This window comes from Streptomyces sp. NPDC059828, from assembly GCF_042731955.1.
Lineage (GTDB): Bacteria > Actinomycetota > Actinomycetes > Streptomycetales > Streptomycetaceae > Streptomyces.
In genome coordinates this window covers 142,953-162,095 of record NZ_JBHWIW010000005.1, presented here as the reverse complement: position 1 = coordinate 162,095, position 19,143 = coordinate 142,953, and the positions used below count along the sequence as shown (strand labels likewise).

At 71.0% G+C, this 19,143-nt stretch carries 18 protein-coding genes; 5 read left to right on the top strand and 13 right to left on the bottom strand.

Annotation, left to right across the window (positions count from 1 at the left end; translation table 11 throughout):
* Positions 1-35 precede the first annotated feature (35 nt).
* The 4 genes from ACFV6V_RS05050 to ACFV6V_RS05035 all read right to left on the bottom strand — a co-directional run bounded on the left by ACFV6V_RS05050 (position 36) and on the right by ACFV6V_RS05035 (position 3,971).
* A complete protein-coding gene (locus ACFV6V_RS05050; protein WP_361278424.1) occupies positions 36-1,064 on the bottom strand; it encodes a 6-phosphofructokinase in 1,029 nt (342 codons plus the stop codon).
* A gap of 165 nt (positions 1,065-1,229) precedes the next feature.
* Positions 1,230-1,946, bottom strand: a complete 717-nt coding sequence (locus tag ACFV6V_RS05045; protein WP_385559233.1) for a response regulator — start codon at positions 1,944-1,946, stop codon at positions 1,230-1,232.
* The gene (gene macS / locus ACFV6V_RS05040; protein WP_385559230.1) at positions 1,943-3,184 is read right to left on the bottom strand and encodes a MacS family sensor histidine kinase; all 1,242 of its coding nucleotides are present in this window, start codon (positions 3,182-3,184) and stop codon (positions 1,943-1,945) included. The genes ACFV6V_RS05045 and macS overlap by 4 nt, the downstream gene beginning before the upstream one ends.
* Positions 3,185-3,242: 58 nt before the next feature.
* Positions 3,243-3,971 (bottom strand): lysophospholipid acyltransferase family protein, encoded by a 729-nt coding sequence (locus tag ACFV6V_RS05035; RefSeq protein WP_361278433.1) that lies wholly within the window; start codon positions 3,969-3,971, stop codon positions 3,243-3,245.
* A 319-nt stretch (positions 3,972-4,290) separates the two neighbouring features.
* Between ACFV6V_RS05035 and ACFV6V_RS05030 the strand changes: the two genes are divergently transcribed.
* Positions 4,291-5,097: an alpha/beta hydrolase gene (locus ACFV6V_RS05030; RefSeq protein ID WP_385559227.1), complete on the top strand. Its 807-nt coding sequence runs from the start codon at positions 4,291-4,293 to the stop codon at positions 5,095-5,097.
* Entirely contained in the window at positions 5,090-5,728 is a 639-nt protein-coding gene (locus ACFV6V_RS05025; protein WP_385559224.1) for a hypothetical protein, read from the top strand. Before ACFV6V_RS05030 ends, ACFV6V_RS05025 begins: the two co-directional genes overlap by 8 nt.
* Before the next feature lie 81 nt (positions 5,729-5,809).
* On the opposite strand, the gene ACFV6V_RS05020 is transcribed toward ACFV6V_RS05025, so the two are convergent.
* The 6 genes from ACFV6V_RS05020 to ACFV6V_RS04995 all read right to left on the bottom strand — a co-directional run bounded on the left by ACFV6V_RS05020 (position 5,810) and on the right by ACFV6V_RS04995 (position 10,731).
* Positions 5,810-6,568 carry an endonuclease/exonuclease/phosphatase family protein gene (locus tag ACFV6V_RS05020; RefSeq protein ID WP_385559221.1) on the bottom strand — a complete coding sequence of 253 codons (759 nt, stop codon included), beginning with the start codon at positions 6,566-6,568 and terminating at the stop codon, positions 5,810-5,812.
* 113 nt (positions 6,569-6,681) lie between these two features.
* Entirely contained in the window at positions 6,682-7,623 is a 942-nt protein-coding gene (locus ACFV6V_RS05015) for an ROK family glucokinase (protein ID WP_385559218.1), read from the bottom strand.
* A 61-nt stretch (positions 7,624-7,684) separates the two neighbouring features.
* Entirely contained in the window at positions 7,685-8,146 is a 462-nt protein-coding gene (locus ACFV6V_RS05010; RefSeq protein ID WP_385559215.1) for a DUF5304 domain-containing protein, read from the bottom strand.
* A gap of 70 nt (positions 8,147-8,216) precedes the next feature.
* A complete protein-coding gene (locus ACFV6V_RS05005; protein WP_385559212.1) occupies positions 8,217-9,428 on the bottom strand; it encodes an ArsA family ATPase in 1,212 nt (403 codons plus the stop codon).
* A 17-nt stretch (positions 9,429-9,445) separates the two neighbouring features.
* Positions 9,446-9,895 (bottom strand): SRPBCC family protein, encoded by a 450-nt coding sequence (locus ACFV6V_RS05000; RefSeq protein ID WP_385559209.1) that lies wholly within the window; start codon positions 9,893-9,895, stop codon positions 9,446-9,448.
* A 74-nt stretch (positions 9,896-9,969) separates the two neighbouring features.
* Positions 9,970-10,731, bottom strand: a complete 762-nt coding sequence (locus ACFV6V_RS04995; RefSeq protein WP_385559206.1) for a metallophosphoesterase — start codon at positions 10,729-10,731, stop codon at positions 9,970-9,972.
* 245 nt (positions 10,732-10,976) lie between these two features.
* Here ACFV6V_RS04995 and ACFV6V_RS04990 point away from each other — a divergent pair, with 245 nt between their 5' ends.
* A complete protein-coding gene (locus ACFV6V_RS04990; protein ID WP_385559203.1) occupies positions 10,977-12,773 on the top strand; it encodes an AMP-dependent synthetase/ligase in 1,797 nt (598 codons plus the stop codon).
* A 38-nt stretch (positions 12,774-12,811) separates the two neighbouring features.
* Here ACFV6V_RS04990 and ACFV6V_RS04985 read toward each other — a convergent pair whose 3' ends face one another.
* Together ACFV6V_RS04985 and ACFV6V_RS04980 are read right to left on the bottom strand one after the other, a co-directional pair.
* Positions 12,812-14,437, bottom strand: a complete 1,626-nt coding sequence (locus ACFV6V_RS04985) for a GMC oxidoreductase (RefSeq protein WP_385559200.1) — start codon at positions 14,435-14,437, stop codon at positions 12,812-12,814.
* A 211-nt stretch (positions 14,438-14,648) separates the two neighbouring features.
* Positions 14,649-15,791: a glycosyltransferase family 4 protein gene (locus ACFV6V_RS04980; protein ID WP_385559197.1), complete on the bottom strand. Its 1,143-nt coding sequence runs from the start codon at positions 15,789-15,791 to the stop codon at positions 14,649-14,651.
* Positions 15,792-15,898: 107 nt separating this feature from the next.
* Here ACFV6V_RS04980 and ACFV6V_RS04975 point away from each other — a divergent pair, with 107 nt between their 5' ends.
* Entirely contained in the window at positions 15,899-17,155 is a 1,257-nt protein-coding gene (locus ACFV6V_RS04975) for a glycosyltransferase 87 family protein (RefSeq protein ID WP_385559194.1), read from the top strand.
* Here ACFV6V_RS04975 and ACFV6V_RS04970 read toward each other — a convergent pair.
* Positions 17,119-18,450 (bottom strand): MATE family efflux transporter, encoded by a 1,332-nt coding sequence (locus ACFV6V_RS04970; protein WP_385559191.1) that lies wholly within the window; start codon positions 18,448-18,450, stop codon positions 17,119-17,121. The genes ACFV6V_RS04975 and ACFV6V_RS04970 overlap by 37 nt on opposite strands.
* Positions 18,451-18,543: 93 nt before the next feature.
* Between ACFV6V_RS04970 and ACFV6V_RS04965 the strand changes: the two genes are divergently transcribed.
* Positions 18,544-19,068 (top strand): PadR family transcriptional regulator, encoded by a 525-nt coding sequence (locus tag ACFV6V_RS04965; RefSeq protein ID WP_385559188.1) that lies wholly within the window; start codon positions 18,544-18,546, stop codon positions 19,066-19,068.
* Positions 19,069-19,143 lie beyond the last annotated feature (75 nt).

The window sequence follows — 19,143 nt, the reverse complement described above, 5'->3', positions numbered from 1 at the left end:
GCGGGCGGGCCCAGGGGCCGACTGCGAAGACGCGCTCAGCCGAAGAAGACGCCGGCCTCCCGGTACAGCGAGGGGTCGACCGTCTTCAGCTTGGCCGTCGCCTCGGAGATCGGGACGCGGACGATGTCCGTGCCGCGCAGCGCGACCATCTTTCCGTAGTCGCCGTCGCGCACCGCGTCGATCGCGTGCAGGCCGAAGCGGGTCGCGAGCCAGCGGTCGAAGGCGCTCGGGGTGCCGCCGCGCTGGACATGGCCCAGGACGGTCGTCCTTGCCTCCTTGCCGGTGCGTCGCTCGATCTCCTTGGCGAGCCACTCGCCGACGCCCGAGAGCCGCACATGGCCGAAGGAGTCGCGCGACTCGTCCTTGAGGACCATGTCGCCGTCCCCGGGCACCGCGCCCTCGGCGACCACCACGATCGGCGCGTACGAGGCACGGAAGCGGGAGGTGACCCAGGCGCACACCTGGTCCACGTCGAAGCGCTGCTCGGGGATGAGGATGACGTTCGCGCCGCCCGCCAAGCCGGAGTGCAGGGCGATCCAGCCCGCGTGACGACCCATCACCTCGACGACCAACACCCGCATGTGGGACTCGGCGGTGGTGTGCAGCCGGTCGATGGCCTCGGTGGCGATGCCGACCGCGGTGTCGAAGCCGAAGGTGTAGTCGGTGGCGGACAGGTCGTTGTCGATGGTCTTCGGGACGCCCACGCAGTTGATCCCGTAGTCGTCGGCGAGCCGGGCCGCGACCCCGAGGGTGTCCTCGCCGCCGATCGCGACCAGGGCCTCCACCTCGTGCTTGGCGAGGTTCTCCTTGATCCGGCGGATGCCGTCGCTCTGCTTGAGGGGATTGGTGCGGGACGAGCCGAGGATCGTGCCGCCCCGCGGCAGGATGCCGCGCACGGCGGGGATGTCGAGCTGCACGGTGTCGCCTTCCAGCGGTCCGCGCCAGCCGTCACGGTAGCCCGTGAACTCGTATCCGTACTCCTGGACGCCCTTGCGGACGATGCCGCGGATGACCGCGTTGAGGCCGGGGCAGTCGCCGCCCCCGGTCAGTACTCCGACCCGCATGGAAGTTCCCTTCGCCGTCGGTGGTGGCATAGGGGAACCACGCTAGTAGTGACCCAGGTCACTCCGGGACGGCGCGTCAGGTGAATTCCAGTACGACAGGCGGAAGTTGGCGTCCGCCAGTTCACACCGATTCACTCCGAGGAGTGAACCGGTGGAGGGTGGGGATCAGGCGTCGTCGAGCCCGCGCTCGATCGCGTAGCGCACCAGCTCCACGCGGTTGTGCAGCTGGAGCTTGCCGAGGGTGTTCTGCACGTGGTTCTGCACGGTGCGGTGGGAGATCACGAGCCGCTCGGCGATCTGCTTGTACGAGAGCCCCTTGGCGACCAGCCGCAGCACCTCGGTCTCGCGCTCGGTGAGCTGGGGCGCCTTCGGCTCGTCCGTGCCGGCCAGGGGCGCGGGCTCCGCGGCCAGTCGCCGGTACTCCCCCAGGACCAGCCCGGCGAGCCCGGGCGTGAACACCGGGTCGCCGACGGAGGTCCGCCGCACGGCGTCGATCAGCTCATCCGTGCTGGCCGACTTCAGCAGGTAGCCGGTCGCGCCCGACTTCACCGCCTCCAGTACGTCGGCGTGCTCACCGCTCGCCGAGAGCACCAGCACCCTCAGGGCCGGGTTCGCCGCCACCACTTCCTTGCAGACCTGAACGCCGGGCATCCCGGGCAGATTCAGGTCGAGGACGAGGACATCGGGGGACACGGCCCGGGCGCGGCGCACCGCCTGCGGGCCGTCGGCCGCCGTCGCCACCACATCGCAGCCGGCCGCCGCCAGGTCGCGGGCGACCGCGTCCCGCCACATCGGGTGGTCGTCCACGACCATGACCCGGATCGGCGCGTCGGCGGCCCCTGCCGGATCCGTCGCGTCCGGCCCGCCTGTCGTGTTCCTCATCGTTTCGCCTTCCCCCGTGTCCCGCGCGGGACCTTGAGCTCGACTTCCGTTCCCTGCCCCGGCACCGAGATCAGCTCGGCCGTGCCGCCGATGTCCCGGAGCCGGCCGCGGATCGACTGTGCCACTCCGAGCCTGCCCTCTCCCTCGGCCTGTGCCAGCCGTCCGTCCGGGATGCCCGGGCCGTCGTCCCGCACGGTCACGATCACCTCGTGCGACCAGTCCTCCAGCAGGATCCAGGCCTGGGCTCCGTCACCGGCGTGCCTGCGGACATTGTCCAGGGCGGCACCGACAGCGGCTGCGAGCTCCCGCGCCTGGCGCGGCGACAGCAGCACGGGGGATCCGGGTTCGGACAGGGTGACACTGGCACCGGCATACGGTGTGAGCAGGGGCCGCAGATCGCGCGGGGCCCCGTCGCCGTCGGCTCCCGGGCCCTCGTCCGCCTGCTCACCCGGCTCGTTCACCACCCGTACGAACGCGCCCTGCGTCTCGTCCTCCGAGACCCGCGAGGCGGGCAGCAGACCCCCCGCGACCAGGGTCCGCAGGGCGACTTCCTGTTCGCCCGCCATCCTGCCCAGCTCGGCGGCCTCGCCGCCGAGCGCGGTGCCGCGGCGCTGCACCATGGCCAGCACCTGGAGCACACTGTCGTGGATGTCGCGGGCCAGCCGCTCCCGTTCCCGGGTGGTCGCTTCGATCTCCAGGGCGCGTGCCAGGGTGCGCTCCGATGCGCGGGCGATCTCGACGACGTATCCGATGCCGATGGAGGCGACCCACACCAGCAGCACGTTGTGGAAGGTGTCGCGGCTGGGCTCGCCGCGCTCGATGATGTTGGCCACGGCGACGAGCGATGAGGCGAACCCGGCCCAGCGCCAGCCGCCCTTGATCGCGAAGGCGAGGACCGAACCGGCCGTCCAGATCGACGGCAGCGTCGGCAGGTCCATCCGCTGGGCGTCGGTGTCGGCGAGCGGTGTGAGAAGGATGCCGGTGAGGGCGATGGCGATGTCGACGGCGAGGAAGCGCTTGGTGCAGCTCACCGCGTTCGCCACCTTCGGGAGGGTGGCGAGGGTCCACAGTCCCAGGACGGCGAGATAGCCGATGGCGACCCACGGGTGCTCGAACCTGACGCGGCCGAAGACGAACAGCAGCACCGCGTAGCCCGCCGTCAGCAGGCGGTACGCGGTCAGGGCGCGCCACAGCGGCAGCTCGACCGACATCCGGACGACCCGCTCACGTCTGGGCATGTTCCCCCTCCCTGGCCTGTCTTCGCCCGCCTCCGGGTGCGGCACGGGCCGGACGGCGCTACTCGGCGCCGTGCCGCTCCGCGGTGGCGTCCTTCGCCGCGGCCTTCGCCGCCGCTTTCGCCTCCGCCATCTGGCGCTTGGCGGCGGTGGCGTAGATGTCGACGTACTCCTGGCCGGAAAGCTTCATGATCTCGTACATGACCTCGTCGGTCACCGAGCGCAGGATGAAGCGGTCGTGGTCCATGCCGTGGTAGCGGCTGAAGTCGAGCGGCTTGCCGATCCGGATACCGGGGCGCATCAGCTTGGGGACGACCTTGCCGGGGGGCTGGATCTTCTCCGTGTCGATCATGGCCACCGGAATGACGGGCGCGCCCGTCGCCAGCGCCACCCGCGCGAGGCCGCCCGGCTTGCCGCGGTAGAGCCGGCCGTCGGGCGAGCGGGTTCCCTCGGGGTAGATACCGAACAGCTCCCCGCTCCGGATCACATCGATGCCGCTCTTGATGGCCGCCTCGCCCGCGCCTCGCGCACCGGAGCGGTCCACCGGCAGCTGACCCACGCCCTTGAAGAAGGCCGCGGTCAGCTTGCCCTTGAGGCCAGGCGAGGTGAAGTACTCGGCCTTGGCGATGAAGGTGACCTTGCGGTCCAGTACCGCCGGCAGGAAGAAGGAGTCCGAGAAGGACAGGTGGTTGCTCGCGAGGATCGCGGGCCCCTCGGCGGGAATGTTCTCGAGGCCCTCCACCCAGGGCCTGAAGGCAAGCTTCAGTGACCCTCCGAGGGAGAACTTCATGGCGCCGTAGATCAACTCGAATGCCTTCCTGGTGTCCGACGCAAAGACCTTAACCCGTAAGGGGGTGGCGCCCTGCCGCTTGGTGCCGCGCTGAAGCCCCTTCGGACCTAGTCGGTGTCGGCGCCGTCGCGTACCGTGAAGGCACCTTCGGATCGCTGTCGGATCGGCGTTCGGATCAGGTTCGGATCGGATCGGGAATCCCGCCCGGCCCCGGGACCCGGTCCGCTGCTCACAGATCCCCCTGCGATCCCTTGTGATCCCTTGCACTTCTTCTTGCGATGACCTCTCACGAGCACTTCTCACGAACAGGAGACGCCCGGTGCCGGTACTGCCTGGAGCTGAGCCCTACCGCCACGAGGGCGGCGAAGTCGGTGTCCTTCTCTGCCACGGATTCACCGGTTCCCCCCAGTCGCTGCGCCCCTGGGCGGAGTATCTGGCGGAGCGCGGTCTGACCGTGTCGCTGCCGCTGCTGCCCGGCCACGGCACCAGTTGGCAGGACATGCAGCTGACCGGCTGGCAGGACTGGTACGCGGAGGTGGACAGGGAGCTGCGCGCGCTCACGGAGCGGTGCAGCCAGGTGTTCGTCTGCGGGCTCTCCATGGGCGGTGCGCTGACGCTGCGGCTCGCGGCCAGGCACGGTGACGCGATCAGCGGCATCGTGCTGGTCAACCCGGCGAACAAGATGCACGGCCTCGCGGCCAAGGCACTCCCGGTGGCCCGGCATCTGGTCCCCAGCACCAAGGGCATTGCCAGCGATATCTCCATGGCGGGTTCGGAGGAGGTCGGCTACGACCGGGTGCCGCTGCACGCGGCGCACTCCCTGCGCAATTTCCTCAAGCTGGTCGACGGGGAGCTGCCGCAGGTCACCCAGCCGATGGTGCTTCTGCACAGCCCGCAGGACCATGTGGTGCCGCCGGTCGACTCGGCCCGGATCCTCAGCCGGGTCTCGTCCCAGGACGTCAGGGAGATCCTGCTGGAACAGAGCTACCACGTGGCGACGTTGGACCACGATGCGGAGCTGATTTTCGAGGAGAGCTACGCGTTCATCGGTCGGCTCGCTCCGGGTGCCAGCAGTACACCGAGTGGGGGGAGCGGCGGGAAGAAGGGAAGCACATCCGGTGGCTGAGCAGCACGACGCGGACCGGGACGACCGGGAGCCGGAGCCGATCGACGAGGAGGCCGCCTGGGCGGCGATCGTCGCGGGCTACGGCGAGGAGCCGACGGACCCGCCGGGCGCCAGACCCTTCAGGCCCATCGAGGATCTGGCACTTCCCGACGAGTCGGCCATGGTGGAGAAGCCGGACAAGTCGCGGCACGGCGCGCTGCCCGGGTCCGGGGACGACGCTTCCGGGGACGACGAATCCGAGGACGATGACGACGAGGCCGGGCCCGGCTCCGCAAGGCCGCTGGGCAGCTCGATCGTGTTCGCACCGGGCGTCGGCCCCGGCAATGGCCCGCGGGACTATCAGGCGCCGGAGGCCAGCGACGACGACCTTGACGAGTCGGACGAGGGCCACTTCGTGCCGCCCGAGCCGCCGCCGCTGCCCGAGGCCGACACGACGGCGAAGTTCGCCTGGCTCGCCGTGATCGGCGGACCGGTGCTGCTGCTGCTCGCCGTGCTGCTGGAGTGGAACATGACGTGGTGGCTGACCACGCTCGGGGTCGGCGGATTCGTCGGTGGCTTCATCACCCTGGTGGCGCGGATGGCACACGGGGACGACGAGGACGACGACCCAGGGCGCGGTGCGGTGGTCTGATCCGGCCGGGCTCCGCCTCGTCGGCTGGGCCGTGTGTGAGAACTCCCGCCTGGCTCGCGACGCCAGTTCCAAAAGACGGCCCTAGGCCGGGACGCGCAGGGCCGCCAGTACCGGCAGGTGGTCCGTCGCGGCCCTCAGGTCCTGGGCGCTGACCCCGGGGTGGCCGGAAGGCACTCCGCAGCCGAGGACCTCGACACCGGGTGTCGCGAAGATCGCGTCGATGCGCCGCTGCGGGGCGGTGGTCGTGAAGGTGTACTCGCCGCCCCAGGGGCGTACCCGCCAGCAGTCCCGGAGCTCGGCGGCGAGGCGCCGGAATCCGGGGCCGTCCGGTTGTTCGTTGATGTCCCCCGCGACGATGGCTTGCGGTACGTCCAGGGCCGCGAGCCGCTCCAGCAGCATCCCGGTCTGGGCGTAGCGCTCGTCATCGTCCAGGCTCAGATGGCAGTTCAGCAGTCCGATCCTGGCCCGGCCGAACCGTACGACGGCGGTCGCGAAGCCCCGGCGGTGCAGCCCCGGGGTGAGCGGCAGCAGTACGTCCTCGGTACGCTCGACGGTCGTTCGCAGTGAGCACAGCAGCAGCGGCCCCGCCGCGGTCGCGCCGCCGCCCAGCACGACCAGCTCGCTCTTGGCGGCGAGCCGTGCGGCGTGCTTGCGCCAGCGGAAGAAGCGCGGCGCCTCCTGGAGGAACACGAGGTCGGGCCGGCACGCGCGGATCACCCGGGCGAGTGCGTCCTCGTCGTCCCGCATCGAGCGGACGTTGTAGCTGAGCACCCGAACCACCGCCGAACCGTCCGGTTCGGTGCGGGAGTTGGGCAGCGTGTACGGCTCGGGCGTCGGCATGCGGTCAACATAGCGGGGGCACGGGGGTGCCGTAGCCGACGACGCGGACCCGGGACGCAGCGTGCCCGCCGCCCCGGCTCGAGGGGTGGCGGGCACGCGTGCCTACGGGTGGGTCAGCCCTGACGGGCCAGGTCCGCCGCGCCCACCATGCCGGCCCTGTTGCCGAGCTGGGCGGCGAGCACCTGGGCGTGCGGGCGCCACTGGGCACCGATCAGCCAGCGACGGAAGGACTTGCGGATCGGGTCGAGCACCAGCTCGCCCTCGTCCGAGACACCGCCGCCGACGATGAAGGCGGACGGGTCGAAGAGCGAGGCCAGGTCGGCGAGCCCCGCACCGGCCCAGCGCGCCAGCTCACGGAAGGAGTCGACGGCCACCTTGTCGCCCTGCCGCGCCGCCTCACTGACGTGCCTGCCCTCGATGCCCTCGGGCGTGCCGTCGCCGAGGCCGAGCAGGATCCGCGCGTTCTCCGGGGTGGCGCCCGCGCGCTGCTGGGCGTACCGGACGAGGGCGCGTCCCGACGCGTACTGCTCCCAGCAGCCCTGGCTGCCGCAGCCGCACAGCAGTCCGTCGGGAACCACCCGGATGTGCCCGAATTCCGCCGCCACGCCGAATCGGCCGCGGCGCAGTTTGTTGCCGATGATGATGCCCCCGCCCAGGCCGGTGCCGAGCGTGATGCAGATGACGTCTTCGTGTCCCTGGCCCGCGCCGAAACGGTACTCGCCCCACGCCGCCGCGTTGGCGTCGTTCTCCACGACGACGGGGAGGCTGACGCGCTGTTCGACCTTGTCCTTCAGCGGCTCGTGGCGCCAGTGGATGTTCGGTGCGAAGAGGACGTTGGCACGCTTGTCGTCGACATAGCCGGCGGCGCCGATGCCGACCGCTTCGATGTCGTGCCCCTTACCGGCTCCGGTGACGGCCGCGCAGATCGCATCCACGATCCCGTCGGCGGTGGGCGGAGTGGGCACCGTGTGCGTCTCGAGAATGGCGCCCTCTTCGTCAACCACGCCGGCCGCGATCTTGGTGCCGCCGATGTCGACGCCGATGGTGAGTCCCATGTGTCCCTCAGTTTTCGGTCGTGCCCCGCTAAGGCCAACGGTACCGGAGGGACTCCCCGCCTCAGTCCAGGTCGATCTGCTCGCGCGGTCCGTCATCGGGGCCCTCGCGCCGGTCACCGGGTGCCTCGCCAGACGCCTTACCCGGCGTCTCACCCCGGGTCCAGCGCCGCTCATGGCCCTCCACGGCGGAGCGGTACGCCGCGAGCAGCTCGTTGCCGGCGGCAGCCAGATGGTCGAAGACCTGCGGATTGCGTTCGACGACCGGCTCCACGGCCGCCTTGGCCTGGCTGATCAACTGCTGTACGGCACCCTGTGCCGCCATGCCGAAGAGCGGGTTCTGCAAGGAGGACATCTTGTCGGCCACGGCATCCATCAACTTGCGTAGCTCTTCCGCCGCGGATCCGGTGCCGCTGCTGTGTCCGTACCGCTCCCGGCGGCGGGCCCGCTCGGCCTCCAGGTCCTCGGCACACGCCTCGGCCCAGGGGTCGGCATCGGCGGCGGGACGCTCGGTGGCATCGCTCATGGCGCGCTCCTGGATCAACGGGAGAACGGGACTGCTTGCTGTCGACGGTACCCGAACGGCGCGCCGCCTTTCAGCGGCCCTGCGGCCACACGGCCGGATCCGGGGTGAACCTGACCCGGAGCTCACCGTCCCTGAGGCCCGCGCCCGAGACGGTGCAGCGGCGCAGCACCGACGGCAGGGGCAGGACACGCCGGAACGGACCCACGGTGATCAGCAGTTCATCGCCACGGCGGACCAGCCCGAGCTCCTCCTTCACGGCACCGGGGAGCGGCAGAACCCAGTGGAACTCGTCCTCGTACGCCTTGTCCGACGAGGTCGCCCGCCGGATGTCCCAGGGGTCCACAGGATCGGCCTCCCGTAGCTCCAGGCCTGCGGCGAGGCCGTCGGCGCCGTCATCGCCGGCCAGTGCGGCCAGGTCGTCGAGCCCGCGGGGATCCCTGCCCGCATGGGGCACGGAGAGCAGCGGTGCCGACTGCGGCCGGGACTCCTGGTGCCAGCGGCGCAGCACCTTCTCCTGTTGGGCCTGGAGCCCGGCGAGCCAGAGGTCGGGGGATGCCGTCGGCAGGATCCGGTTGGCCACGAGCGCGTCCACCCGCATCCCGTACAGGGCGAGCCCCAACCGTGCGGTGGGCAGCGCGTCCTCTGCGGCCGGCCCGGGCTCGGCGACCAGCCGGACCGAGGTGTTCCGGTCGTCGATCAGCTCCTGTACGTCGCCGAGCTCCGCATCCCAGCGGGCTGCGGTCTCGTACAGCCACTGCGCGGGCATCGGTACGCCGGCGAGCTGGGCCAGCATCGGGCGCAGTGCCCGGGCTGCCTGGCGTTCCGGTGGGAGGAGGCGGCGCAGGTAGCGGCGGAGCTGCTCGGGAAGTCCGAGCAGGGCGATCGTCTCGCGGACCGGGGGCATGTCGACCACAGCCACATCCCAGCCCCCGCCACGCAGGTCACGCAGCCCGCGCAGCAGCGCGAACTGCTCGCTGCCGGGCAGCTCCGTGAGCTCCTCGTCCTCCAGTTTCCGGGCGCCGAGCAGGTCGAGCGCCGCGGTGCTGCGCTCCTGGAAGGCGAGCAGTTCGCGACGGAAGTGCGCACCGGAGTCGATACGGGCGACCCAGAGCCCCTCGGTCACCTCGCCGGGACCGGTGCCCATGGTGACCCCCGGGACGGGGGCGGGATCCGCCGTGAGCAGCAGGGTGCGCTTGCCGCTGCGGGCCGCGGCGAGCGCGGTGGCCGCCGCGACGGTGGTGCGGCCCGAACCTCCGGGCCCGGTGACGAGGACGATGCGCATCCGAGCGGGAGGCGCGGTCAGGCGCCCGCGCCGGACTCGACGCGCTTCTTCAGACCCGCGAGGGCGCGGTCGATGATGACCTTCTCCGCCTTGCGCTTGATCATGCCGAGCATCGGGATCTTGACGTCCACGGTCAGCTGGTAGGTGACCTCGGTGCGCTTGCCGCCGTCGACCGGCGCCAGCGTGTACGAGCCGTCGAGCTCCCTCAGCATCTGCGACTTGACCAGGGTCCAGGACACCTGGTTCGCCCCGGTCCAGGTGTACGCGAGGGTGTGGTCGTCCTTGATCGCACCGGCGTCCAGCACCAGCCGGACCCGTACCGCACGACCCTGGTCGTCCTTCTCGAGGACCTCGGTCTCCTTCACTTCGCCGGTCCACTCGGGGTAGCGCGCGAAGTCGGCGATCACCCCCATGACATCGGCGGGTGCCGCGTCGATGGTGATGCTCGAGCTGGTGTGTTCCGCCATCGCCGGGCTCCTCCAGTGCTCTCGGGTGCTGTCCGGACAAGGTTGCGGTGTGCAATCTACCGTGACCGTACCGGTCACCATTCCAGGGCCCAGGGCCGCCCCGTGGCGGCGAAGTGCCCGACGTTCACGCACTCGGTGGTGCCGATCCGCATCCGCTGGGCCAGCGGCTGGTGGACGTGTCCGAACAGGGCGTACCGCGGCCGGGTGCGCCGGATGGCCTCCAGCAGGGCGCGGCTTCCGCGCTCGAAGCGGCGCGGGATGACGTCGTAGGTCAGTTCGGGCACGTCCGGTGGGATGTGCGAGCACAGCACGTCGACCTCGCCGAGTGCCTCGACCTTCGCCGCATACTCCTCGTCGGAGACCTCGAAGGGGGTGCGCATGGGGGTGCGCAGTCCGCCTCCGACGAATCCGAAGACCCGGCCGTCGAGCTCGACGCGCTCGCCGTCGAGCACTGTCGTTCCGGGGCGGGCGTACTCCGGCCAGAGGGAGGGGATGTCGACGTTTCCGTAGGTCGCGTACGTCGGCGCCGGGAAGGCGGCGAACATCTCGGCGTACTGCTTGCGCACGGCGGAGAGGATCGCGGCGTCGCGGTCCAGGCCTGCCCACAGCCGCCGGCCGAGATCCCTGGCCTCGTCGAAGCGGCGCGCGGTGCGCAGCTCGACGATCAGATCGGCGTTCTCGACCCCGAAGAGATCGGGGAAGATCCCGCGCGAGTGATCGGCGTAGTCAAGGAAGAGCACCAGGTCACCGAGGCAGATCAGGGCGTCGGCCCCGTCGCCTGCCCTGGCCAGGTCCCTGGTGTTTCCATGTACGTCGCTGACCACGTGAACGCGCATTCACATCACCCCGCGATCACCCTAAATCGAACGGCCCACACTGGATAGAGGGGGTCGGACCTGCACGAACTTCGCGAGCGGGGAGAGGGTGTCATAGGGTTCGCGATGCGGCGCCACGCACATGTGACGCAGCGAACATCTGACCGGGAACCCCTATCCGGAACCAAGTACTGGTCGGTAACGTCCGGGCAGTCCCGGTGCGTACACAGAGCCGTGGCGCCGGCGCCCGATGAGGAGCAGCAGTCTTGCGTGAGTTCAGCCTTCCGGCCCTGTACGAGGTCCCCACGGACGGAAACCTGACGGATCTCATCCGACGTAATGCCACCCAGCATCCGGATGTCGCCGTCATGGGCCGAAAGGTCGGGAACACCTGGACGGATGTCACCGCCACCCAGTTCCTCGCCGAGGTGCGGGCCGCCGCCAAGGGTCTGATCGCCGCGGGCGTCCAGCCCGGCGACCGGGTCGCGCTGATGTCCCGCACCCGCTACGAGTGGATCCAGCTCGACTTCGCGATCTGGAGCGCCGGCGGTGTCACCGTGCCGGTGTACGAGACCAGCTCGCCCGAGCAGGTGCGCTGGATCCTCGGCGACTCCGGTGCGGTCGCGGTCGTCGTGGAAAGCGACGCGCACATCGAGGCGCTGGAGTCGGTGCGGGCCGAGCTGCCCGCCCTCAAGCAGGTCTGGCAGATCGAGCGAGGCGCGATCGACGAGCTGACCGCGGCCGGCGCCGAGGTCAGCGACGCGCTGGTCGACGAGCGCAGCGCGATCGCCAAGGCCGACGACCCGGCGACGATCGTCTACACCTCGGGCACCACCGGCCGCCCCAAGGGCTGTGTGCTCACCCACCGCGCCTTCTTCGCGGAGTGCGGCAACCTGGTCGAGCGCCTGCGGCCACTGTTCCGTACGGGCCACAGCTCCGTGCTGCTGTTCCTGCCCGCCGCGCACGTCTTCGGCCGGATGGTCGCGATCGCGCCCGCGATGGCGCCGATCAAGCTGGGCTGCGCCCCGGACATCAAGAACCTCACCGATGAGCTGGCCGGTTTCCGGCCCACGCTGATCCTCGGTGTGCCGCGGGTCTTCGAGAAGGTCTACAACTCCGCGCGGGCCAAGGCCCAGGCGGAGGGCAAGGGCAAGATCTTCGACAAGGCGGCGGACACGGCGATCGCGTACAGCCGGGCGCTCGACGCCCCGGGCGGCGTGCCGTTCCTGCTGAAGCTCAAGCACAGGGTGTTCGACAAGCTGGTCTTCAGCAAGCTGCGCGCGGTGCTGGGCGGGCGCGGTGAGTACGCCATCTCCGGCGGCGCCCCGCTGGGCGAGCGGCTCGGTCACTTCTACCGGGGTATCGGCTTCACGGTGCTGGAGGGCTACGGCCTGACGGAGACCTGTGCGGCCACGACGTTCAACCCGTGGGACCGGCCGAAGATCGGCACGGTCGGCCAGCCGCTGCCGGGCTCGGTGGTCCGGATCGCCGACGACGGCGAGGTGCTGGTGCACGGCGAGCATGTCTTCTCCGGCTACTGGAACAACGAGGCGGCGACCGCCGAGGCACTGTCCAACGGCTGGTTCCACACCGGTGACATCGGCACGCTGGACGAGGACGGTTACCTCGCGATCACGGGCCGCAAGAAGGAAATACTGGTGACTGCGGGCGGTAAGAACGTCGCTCCGGCGGTCATCGAGGACCGGATCCGGGCACACGCTCTGGTCGCGGAGTGCATGGTCGTGGGCGACGGGCGGCCCTTCGTGGGCGCGCTGATCACCATCGACGAGGAGTTCCTGGCCCGCTGGGCCGCCGACCACGGCAAGCCGGCCGGTTCGACGGCGGCTTCGCTGTGCGAGGACCCGGACCTGCTGGCGGAGGTCCAGCGGGCGGTGGACGAGGGCAACACTGCGGTTTCCAAGGCGGAATCGGTGCGGAAGTTCCGCATCCTGGGCTCCCAGTTCACTGAGGAGGCCGGCCACATCACACCGTCGCTGAAGCTGAAGCGGAATGTGGTGGCGAAGGACTTCGCGGGCGAGATCGAGGCGATCTACGGGGGCTGAGCCCCCGGTCGTCGTCCAGGTCTGGCGCCCAGGCCGCCTCAGGCGGCCTGGGCGTAGTCCTCGGCGAGTACGCGCTCGATGTTGCGTTCGGCGAGCGCGGTGATGGTGACGAACGGATTGACCCCGATGGAGCCCGGGACGAGGGCTCCGTCGGTGACGTAGATGCCCGGCGCCCCGCGCACCCGGCCGTAGTCGTCGGTCGCCCGGCCCAGCACGCAGCCGCCCAGCGGGTGGTACGTGAAGTCGTCGGCGAAGGTCTTGTTGCCGCCGAACAGGTCGTAGCGGTAGATCGTGACGTTGGCCTTGTTGATCCGGTCGAAGAGGGTCTTGGCCGCGTTGACGGACACCTGGCTCTGGGCCTTGGTCCAGTCGAGTCCGAGCGCGCCCGTGGTCGTGTTGTATCTGAAGCTGGCGCGCTGCGGGTTGCGGGTGATCGCCAGATAGAGGCTGATCCAGTGCTCGAAGCCCATGGGCAGGGGGGCGATCTCGGCGAACACGGGGTTGGCGGTGTTGGACCAGTCGTCGATGCCCATGACGGGCATGGTGGCCTGGTTGGCGCCCACCGTGTCCCAGATGTGGTTGGCGCGTGCGGTCATGACATTGCCGTTGGGGCCCCAGCCGCCGCCGATGTCGGCGCTGAGGTCGGGCAGGGTGCCGGTCTCGCGGGCGCGCAGCAGGAGTTCGGTGGTCCCGATGCTGCCGGCACTGAGGAACAGCCGGTCGCAGCCGATCTCCCGGGTGGCGACGACCTTGCCGGCGAGGTCGATCTGGTCGGCGGTGACGACATAGCTGCCGTCGGGCTCCCTGCGGATGCCGCGGGCCCGTTGGAGGGTCTCGATGGTGACGTTCCCGGTGCCGAGGGCAGCGGCGAGATAGGTGCGGTCGAGGCTGCGCTTGCCGTGGTTGTTGCCGTAGATGACCTCTCCGGCGAGCGCCGATCTGGTGGCCTGCCCCGCGGCTTCGCGCTCCATGTACCCGAAGTCGTACACATTGGGCACGAACACGGTCCGCAGCCCCGCCTTGGCGGCATGCTTGCGTGAGACCCGGCTGAAGCGGTACCACTCCGTCGACTCGAACCAGGCGGAGTTGACGGTATTGACGCCGAGCATCGCGTTGGCGCGCGGGAAGTACGTGCCGTACATGGCGTTGGCGTCGACGTTGGGCAGCATCTCGCTGAAGTAGGCCCGTTGCGGGGTGACGGCCATGCCACCGTTGACGAGCGACCCCCCGCCGACGCCGCGCCCCACGTACACGGACATGTTGTCGAAGCGGACCCGGTCGAGGACTCCGGGATACGGGCTGATGTCCTTGTTGACGACGTCGAGCCACAGGAACTGGGCGAGCGGCGCCTCGGTGCGGGTGCGGAACCACATGGACCGCTGGTCGGGGGCGCTGGTGGTACAGAAGACCTTTCCGTCGGACCCCGGGGTGTCCCAGAGGCGGCCCATTTCGAGTACGAGGGTGCTGATTCCGGCCTCCCCGAGGCGCAGCGCGGTGACTGCCCCGCCGTAGCCGGAGCCGACGACGAGGGCGGGGACGCGGACAGTGGCGGACCGTTCGGCAGCCTGGGCCGGGGAGGCCCCGATACGGGTCAGGCCAAGTGCCGCCGCGGTCTGGAGGGCGCCGAGACCCAGAAGGTGACGACGCGTCAGATTTGATGTCATGCGCGCAGCATGGGCGGAATTTTCGATTCCGCCTATAGGATCGCGCAGGAATTTTTCCGCGCGGCGCAAGAGTGCCTAATGCGCCAGGAGTGGCGCGAATGGTGTGGTGTGGCCGTGGGTGCCACCGGCCTGGCACAAGCGGCCCCGGGACACCCCTGGAGGGTCCCGGGACCGGCTGCCGCTCCTGTCCTGGGCCGGCCCAGGACAGGGCCTACAGCAGGGTCTTCAGCTGCTCCGCGAGGAGATCCCAGCGCCACTTCTCCTCGACCCACTCCCGCCCCCGCTCGCCCATCCGGCGGCGCAGCTCTGGGTCCTGCAGGAGGGTCACGATCCGGTCGGCGGACTCCTCGGGGCGGTCACCGCGGACCACCCAGCCCGTCTCACCGTCGAGGACCGCGTCCGGCGCGCCGCCGGAGTCGCCCGCGACCACCGGGAGCCCGGTGGCCGAGGCCTCCAGGTAGACGATGCCGAGGCCCTCGACGTCCAGGCCGCCGCGGCGGGTACGGCAGGGCATGGCGAAGACATCACCGGCGCCGTAGTGGGCGGGCAGTTCCTCCCAGGGGACGGCACCCGTGAAGCGGACGGATTCCGCGACACCGGCCGAGCGGGCGAGCCGGCGCAGGTCGTTCTCGTACGGGCCGCCGCCGACGATCAGCAGCACCGCGTCCGGCACCTCGGCCAGGATCGCGGGCATGGCCTGGATCAGGGTGTCCTGGCCCTTGCGCGGGACGAGCCGGGAGACACAGACGACCACCGGGCGGTCGCTGAGGCCGAGGCGCTCGCGCACGGCGTCGCCGCCCGAGTCGGGGTGGAAGGTCTTCTCGTCGACACCGGGCGGGAGCTGCACCATCCGCCCGGCCGCCTCGGGGGTCAGCGCCGCGGCGATGCGCGAGCGGGTGTACTCCCCCAGGTAGGTGAGGGTGTCCGTGCCCTCGCCGATCCGGCGCAGCAACTGCCGCGCCCCGGGCAGCTGCGCCCAGCCGGCCTCGTGCCCATGAGTGGTGGCGACCAGCCGCCGGGCACCGGCGCGCCGCAGCGCGGGTGCCATCAGGCCGAGCGGGGCCGCGGCCCCGAACCAGACCGAGGTGCAGCCGTGCTCCTTCAGCAGCCCCACCGCCCGCCGGGTGACACGCGGAGTGGGCAGCAGCATGGTCGTACGGTCCCTGATCACCGTGAACGGCTGTTCGGCGTCGAACGCCGCCGTCGCCTCGATGCCCTCACGGCCACGCTTCCAGGTGCTGGCGTAGACGACGAGCCGCTCGGGGTCCAGGCGCAGCGCCATGTTGTGCAGGAATGCCTGGATCCCGCCCGGTCTGGGCGGGAAGTCGTTGGTGACGATCAGGGTCTTGTCCATCGCCGCCGACAGTACCAACGGCGGCGAGGCCGCTCGCTCTCGCTCAGGTGTTCCCGGCATCATGGCAGCTCACGCAAACCGCAGTACGACAACCACGTGAGGTGATCATGAGAGGTGCGGCGCGCACCGTCCTCCCCGTCGCGGTGTGCCTGATCACCAGGATCGTGCTGCTGCTCTGGGTGCTGAAGGTGCTCTATGTCGCCGGGCCCGACGTGACCAGCGATGTCGAGGTCATCTACCAGGGCTGGTACGAGGTGCTCAAGACCGGCACGTTCCCGCTGAACGACGTCACCTGGCAGTACCCGCCCGCGGCAGCCCTCGCGATCCTCTCCCCCGGCGTGCTGCCCTTCCTCGGCTACGCCAAGGCCTTCTTCGTGGTCTCACTGATCTGCGACGCGCTGGTCTTCGGACTGCTCATGTACGCGGGGCGGCACCCGGAAAGGCCGGCACGGTCACTGAGGGGCGTGTGGGTCTGGGTCCTCGGGGTGCCACTGCTCGGGCCGACCGCGTACGCGCGCTATGACCTGATGGTGACCGCGGTGGCGGTGGCGGCCCTGCTCGCGGCGGCCCGCAGACCCGCGCTCGCCGGGGTGCTCACCGGATTCGGCGCGATGCTCAAGGTCTGGCCGCTGCTCCTGCTGGCCGGGATGCGGCGCGGGTCGGTGACCCGGACCTCGTGGACCGCGGCCGGGGCCACGGTGGGCGGACTGCTGCTGGTGTTCGGCGCGGCGATGCCGGGGGCGCTGGCGTTCCTCGGCTTCCAGCGCGACCGGGGCACCGAGGTCGAGTCGCTGGGCGCGCTGGTCTTCCACGTGGCCCGGCACCACGGGTGGGAGGGGCAGGTGCTGCTCAACTACGGCTCGGTGGAGTTCCTCGGCCCGTACGTCCCGCTGGTGAGCCGGGCGGCGCTGGCGCTGACGGCGATGGCGTTCGCCTGGCTGCTGATCTGGCGGCTGCGGGCCCGGGAGTTCACGGCGAGCACGGCGGCGGACGCGGCGTTCACCGCGGTGCTGCTGTTCACCACCACCAGCCGGGTGATCAGCCCCCAGTACATGATCTGGCTGGTGGGCCTCGCGGCGGTGTGCCTGGTGTTCCGTTCGAGCCGGATGACTCTGCCGGCCTGCCTGGTGCTGGTCGCCACGGGGGTCACGTATCTCGAGTTCCCCATCTGGTTCGCGGATGTGGTCGCGAGCAGCCCGCGCGGTATCGCACTGCTGGTCGTCCGCAACGGGCTGCTGGTCGCGGCCACGCTGCTGGCCTGCCGCCGGCTGTGGATCAGTACGGTCCCGGGGGCGGCCCGGCGGGGCACCGGGGACGCCTCGCCGGATCAGCCGCTGCGGGACAGGGAGCTGCTCGGCTCCTGAGGCGCCGCGGCAGCGGGCGCCGTCCGGCGGAACAGCCGCGCGAGCGCCGCGCACTGCACAGCGACGGCCAAGGCCATCGCCAGGCAGACACCGGGCAGGCCGAGGCCTGACAAGCCGTAGGCGAGCGGCAGTTGCAGCAGGGTGCCGGCGATGGTGATACGCAGCAGCCGGGGGCTGCCGCCGCTGCCCTCGAAGACCCCGCCGAGTGCGATACAGCAGGACAGCAGCACGAGATAGGGGCCGACGCAGCGCAGGAACAGCCCACCCGCCCCCACCACCTCCTCGTCCGCGCCGAAGGCCCGCATGACGGTGGGCGCGAGGGCGAGCAGCACCAGGGCCGCGCCCGCTCCGAGCGTTCCGGACACCAGCAGCGCCTGACGGCCCACCGCGCGCCGCTCGTCCCGCCCGGCGCCCAGGAGATGGGCGGTGCGTATGGAGGCCGCCTGCCGTACCGCGTAGAAGGCCATGGTCGCGATGTACATCGCCTTGGTGGCGATGCCGTACGCGGCGACGGCGGTGACGCCGAGCCGGGCGACCACGGCGATCAGCGCGAAGGCGCCCGTCATCCGCACGACGAAGTCCGCCGACATGGGCAGCCCGGTCCTGGCGGTGGCGCGCAGGCAGTCCCGTACCGGCCGGGGGCAGGGGGCGCTCCGGACGGCGCGCAGCACCGCGTTGCGGCGCAGGGAGAGCATCCCGGCGGCGAGCGCGACCGACCGGCCGAGCACGGTCGCGAGGGCGGCGCCCCGGATCCCGTACCGGTCGATGAGCAGCGGGTCGAGCACCAGGATCAGGCCGTTGGCGAGGAAGGAGAGACGCATGGGAGTGCGGGTGTCGCCCGCACCCTTGAGGATCCCGTCCAGCACGTTGGTCGCGAACATGACCGCGGTACCGGGCAGCGAGATGGCGAAGTACTCCGCCGCGAGAGTGCTTGCCGGGCCGCCGTCGCCGCCGAACGCGAGCCGGGCGAGGGGTTCCCGCAGCACCAGGCCGCCGATGGCCACGGGCGGCACCAGCACCGCGCACAGGGCCCAGCCGCCGCGCACGGCGGCCCGCGCCGCCGCCGGGTCCCCTGCGCCACGGGCCCGGGCGACGAGCACGGTGGTGCCGGTGCCCGCCATGAGGATCACTCCGAGGAGCACGTTCTCCACACCGGTCGCGACGGCGACGGCGGCGACCGACGGGCCGCCGAGCCGGGCCACCCAGACCATGTTGACGATTCCGGCCGCGACACCTGCGAGCAGCTCGAAGTAGACCGGGTACGCCAGTGCGACGAGCCGATTCCGGTGTTCCATGTCCCCCACCTCTATCCGTGGTACCTCGTTTCGATGTACCACGGATAGAGCTACCATGAGTCGGTTTCCCTCACAACCCACCGGGAGCGCGCCGTGCTTGAGCTGACCATCCTCGGCTTCCTCGCCGAACAACCCCTGCACGGCTACGAGCTGAAGGAGCGCATCCGTGCCCTGAGCGGGCATGTCCGCCCGGTCAGCGACGGAGCGCTGTACCCCGCGATCACCCGCCTCCTCAAGGCGGGCAAACTCGCCGAGCACACCGAACCGGGCGCGAGCGCGGCCCCCCGGCGCACCCTCTCCCTGACCGAGGCCGGCCGCGCCGACCTGCTGGAGCGGCTGCGCCACCCCAAGGAGGCCGACGTCACCGACGGCCAGCGCTTCTTCACCGTGCTCGCCTTCCTCAGCCTCCTCCCCGACCCCGCGGACCAGGCGGCGGTGCTGCGGCGGCGCAAGGAGTTCCTGGACACCCCGGCGAGCTTCTTCTACCGGGAGGGCTCGCCGGTCCGCGCGGAGGAGATGGCTGATCCGTTCCGCCAGGGAATGCTCCGGGTCGCCCGGGCGACGGGGGCGGAGGAGCGGCGCTGGCTCGACGAGACCCTCGCAACCCTGGCCGGCTGAGCCTCGCCGCCAGGGCGCGCGGGGGGTTCGCGGCGGGCCGCGGCCCACGGGGGCGTGCGGCCCACCGCGATCCCC

What these genes read in the sequence shown, in the direction of transcription:
- ACFV6V_RS05005 (WP_385559212.1), bottom strand. Translation starts at nt 9,428, where the DNA reads ATGCGCATCGTCCTCGTCACCGGGCCCGGAGGTTCGGGCCGCACCACC.
- ACFV6V_RS05010 (WP_385559215.1), bottom strand. Translation starts at nt 8,146, where the DNA reads ATGAGCGATGCCACCGAGCGTCCCGCCGCCGATGCCGACCCCTGGGCC.
- ACFV6V_RS04970 (WP_385559191.1), bottom strand. Translation starts at nt 18,450, where the DNA reads ATGGAACACCGGAATCGGCTCGTCGCACTGGCGTACCCGGTCTACTTC.
- ACFV6V_RS05020 (WP_385559221.1), bottom strand. Translation starts at nt 6,568, where the DNA reads ATGCCGACGCCCGAGCCGTACACGCTGCCCAACTCCCGCACCGAACCG.
- ACFV6V_RS05035 (WP_361278433.1), bottom strand. Translation starts at nt 3,971, where the DNA reads ATGAAGTTCTCCCTCGGAGGGTCACTGAAGCTTGCCTTCAGGCCCTGG.
- ACFV6V_RS05015 (WP_385559218.1), bottom strand. Translation starts at nt 7,623, where the DNA reads ATGGGACTCACCATCGGCGTCGACATCGGCGGCACCAAGATCGCGGCC.
- ACFV6V_RS04980 (WP_385559197.1), bottom strand. Translation starts at nt 15,791, where the DNA reads ATGGACAAGACCCTGATCGTCACCAACGACTTCCCGCCCAGACCGGGC.
- ACFV6V_RS05045 (WP_385559233.1), bottom strand. Translation starts at nt 1,946, where the DNA reads ATGAGGAACACGACAGGCGGGCCGGACGCGACGGATCCGGCAGGGGCC.
- ACFV6V_RS05000 (WP_385559209.1), bottom strand. Translation starts at nt 9,895, where the DNA reads ATGGCGGAACACACCAGCTCGAGCATCACCATCGACGCGGCACCCGCC.
- ACFV6V_RS05050 (WP_361278424.1), bottom strand. Translation starts at nt 1,064, where the DNA reads ATGCGGGTCGGAGTACTGACCGGGGGCGGCGACTGCCCCGGCCTCAAC.
- macS (WP_385559230.1), bottom strand. Translation starts at nt 3,184, where the DNA reads ATGCCCAGACGTGAGCGGGTCGTCCGGATGTCGGTCGAGCTGCCGCTG.
- ACFV6V_RS04985 (WP_385559200.1), bottom strand. Translation starts at nt 14,437, where the DNA reads ATGACATCAAATCTGACGCGTCGTCACCTTCTGGGTCTCGGCGCCCTC.
- ACFV6V_RS04975 (WP_385559194.1), top strand. Translation starts at nt 15,899, where the DNA reads ATGAGAGGTGCGGCGCGCACCGTCCTCCCCGTCGCGGTGTGCCTGATC.
- ACFV6V_RS04995 (WP_385559206.1), bottom strand. Translation starts at nt 10,731, where the DNA reads ATGCGCGTTCACGTGGTCAGCGACGTACATGGAAACACCAGGGACCTG.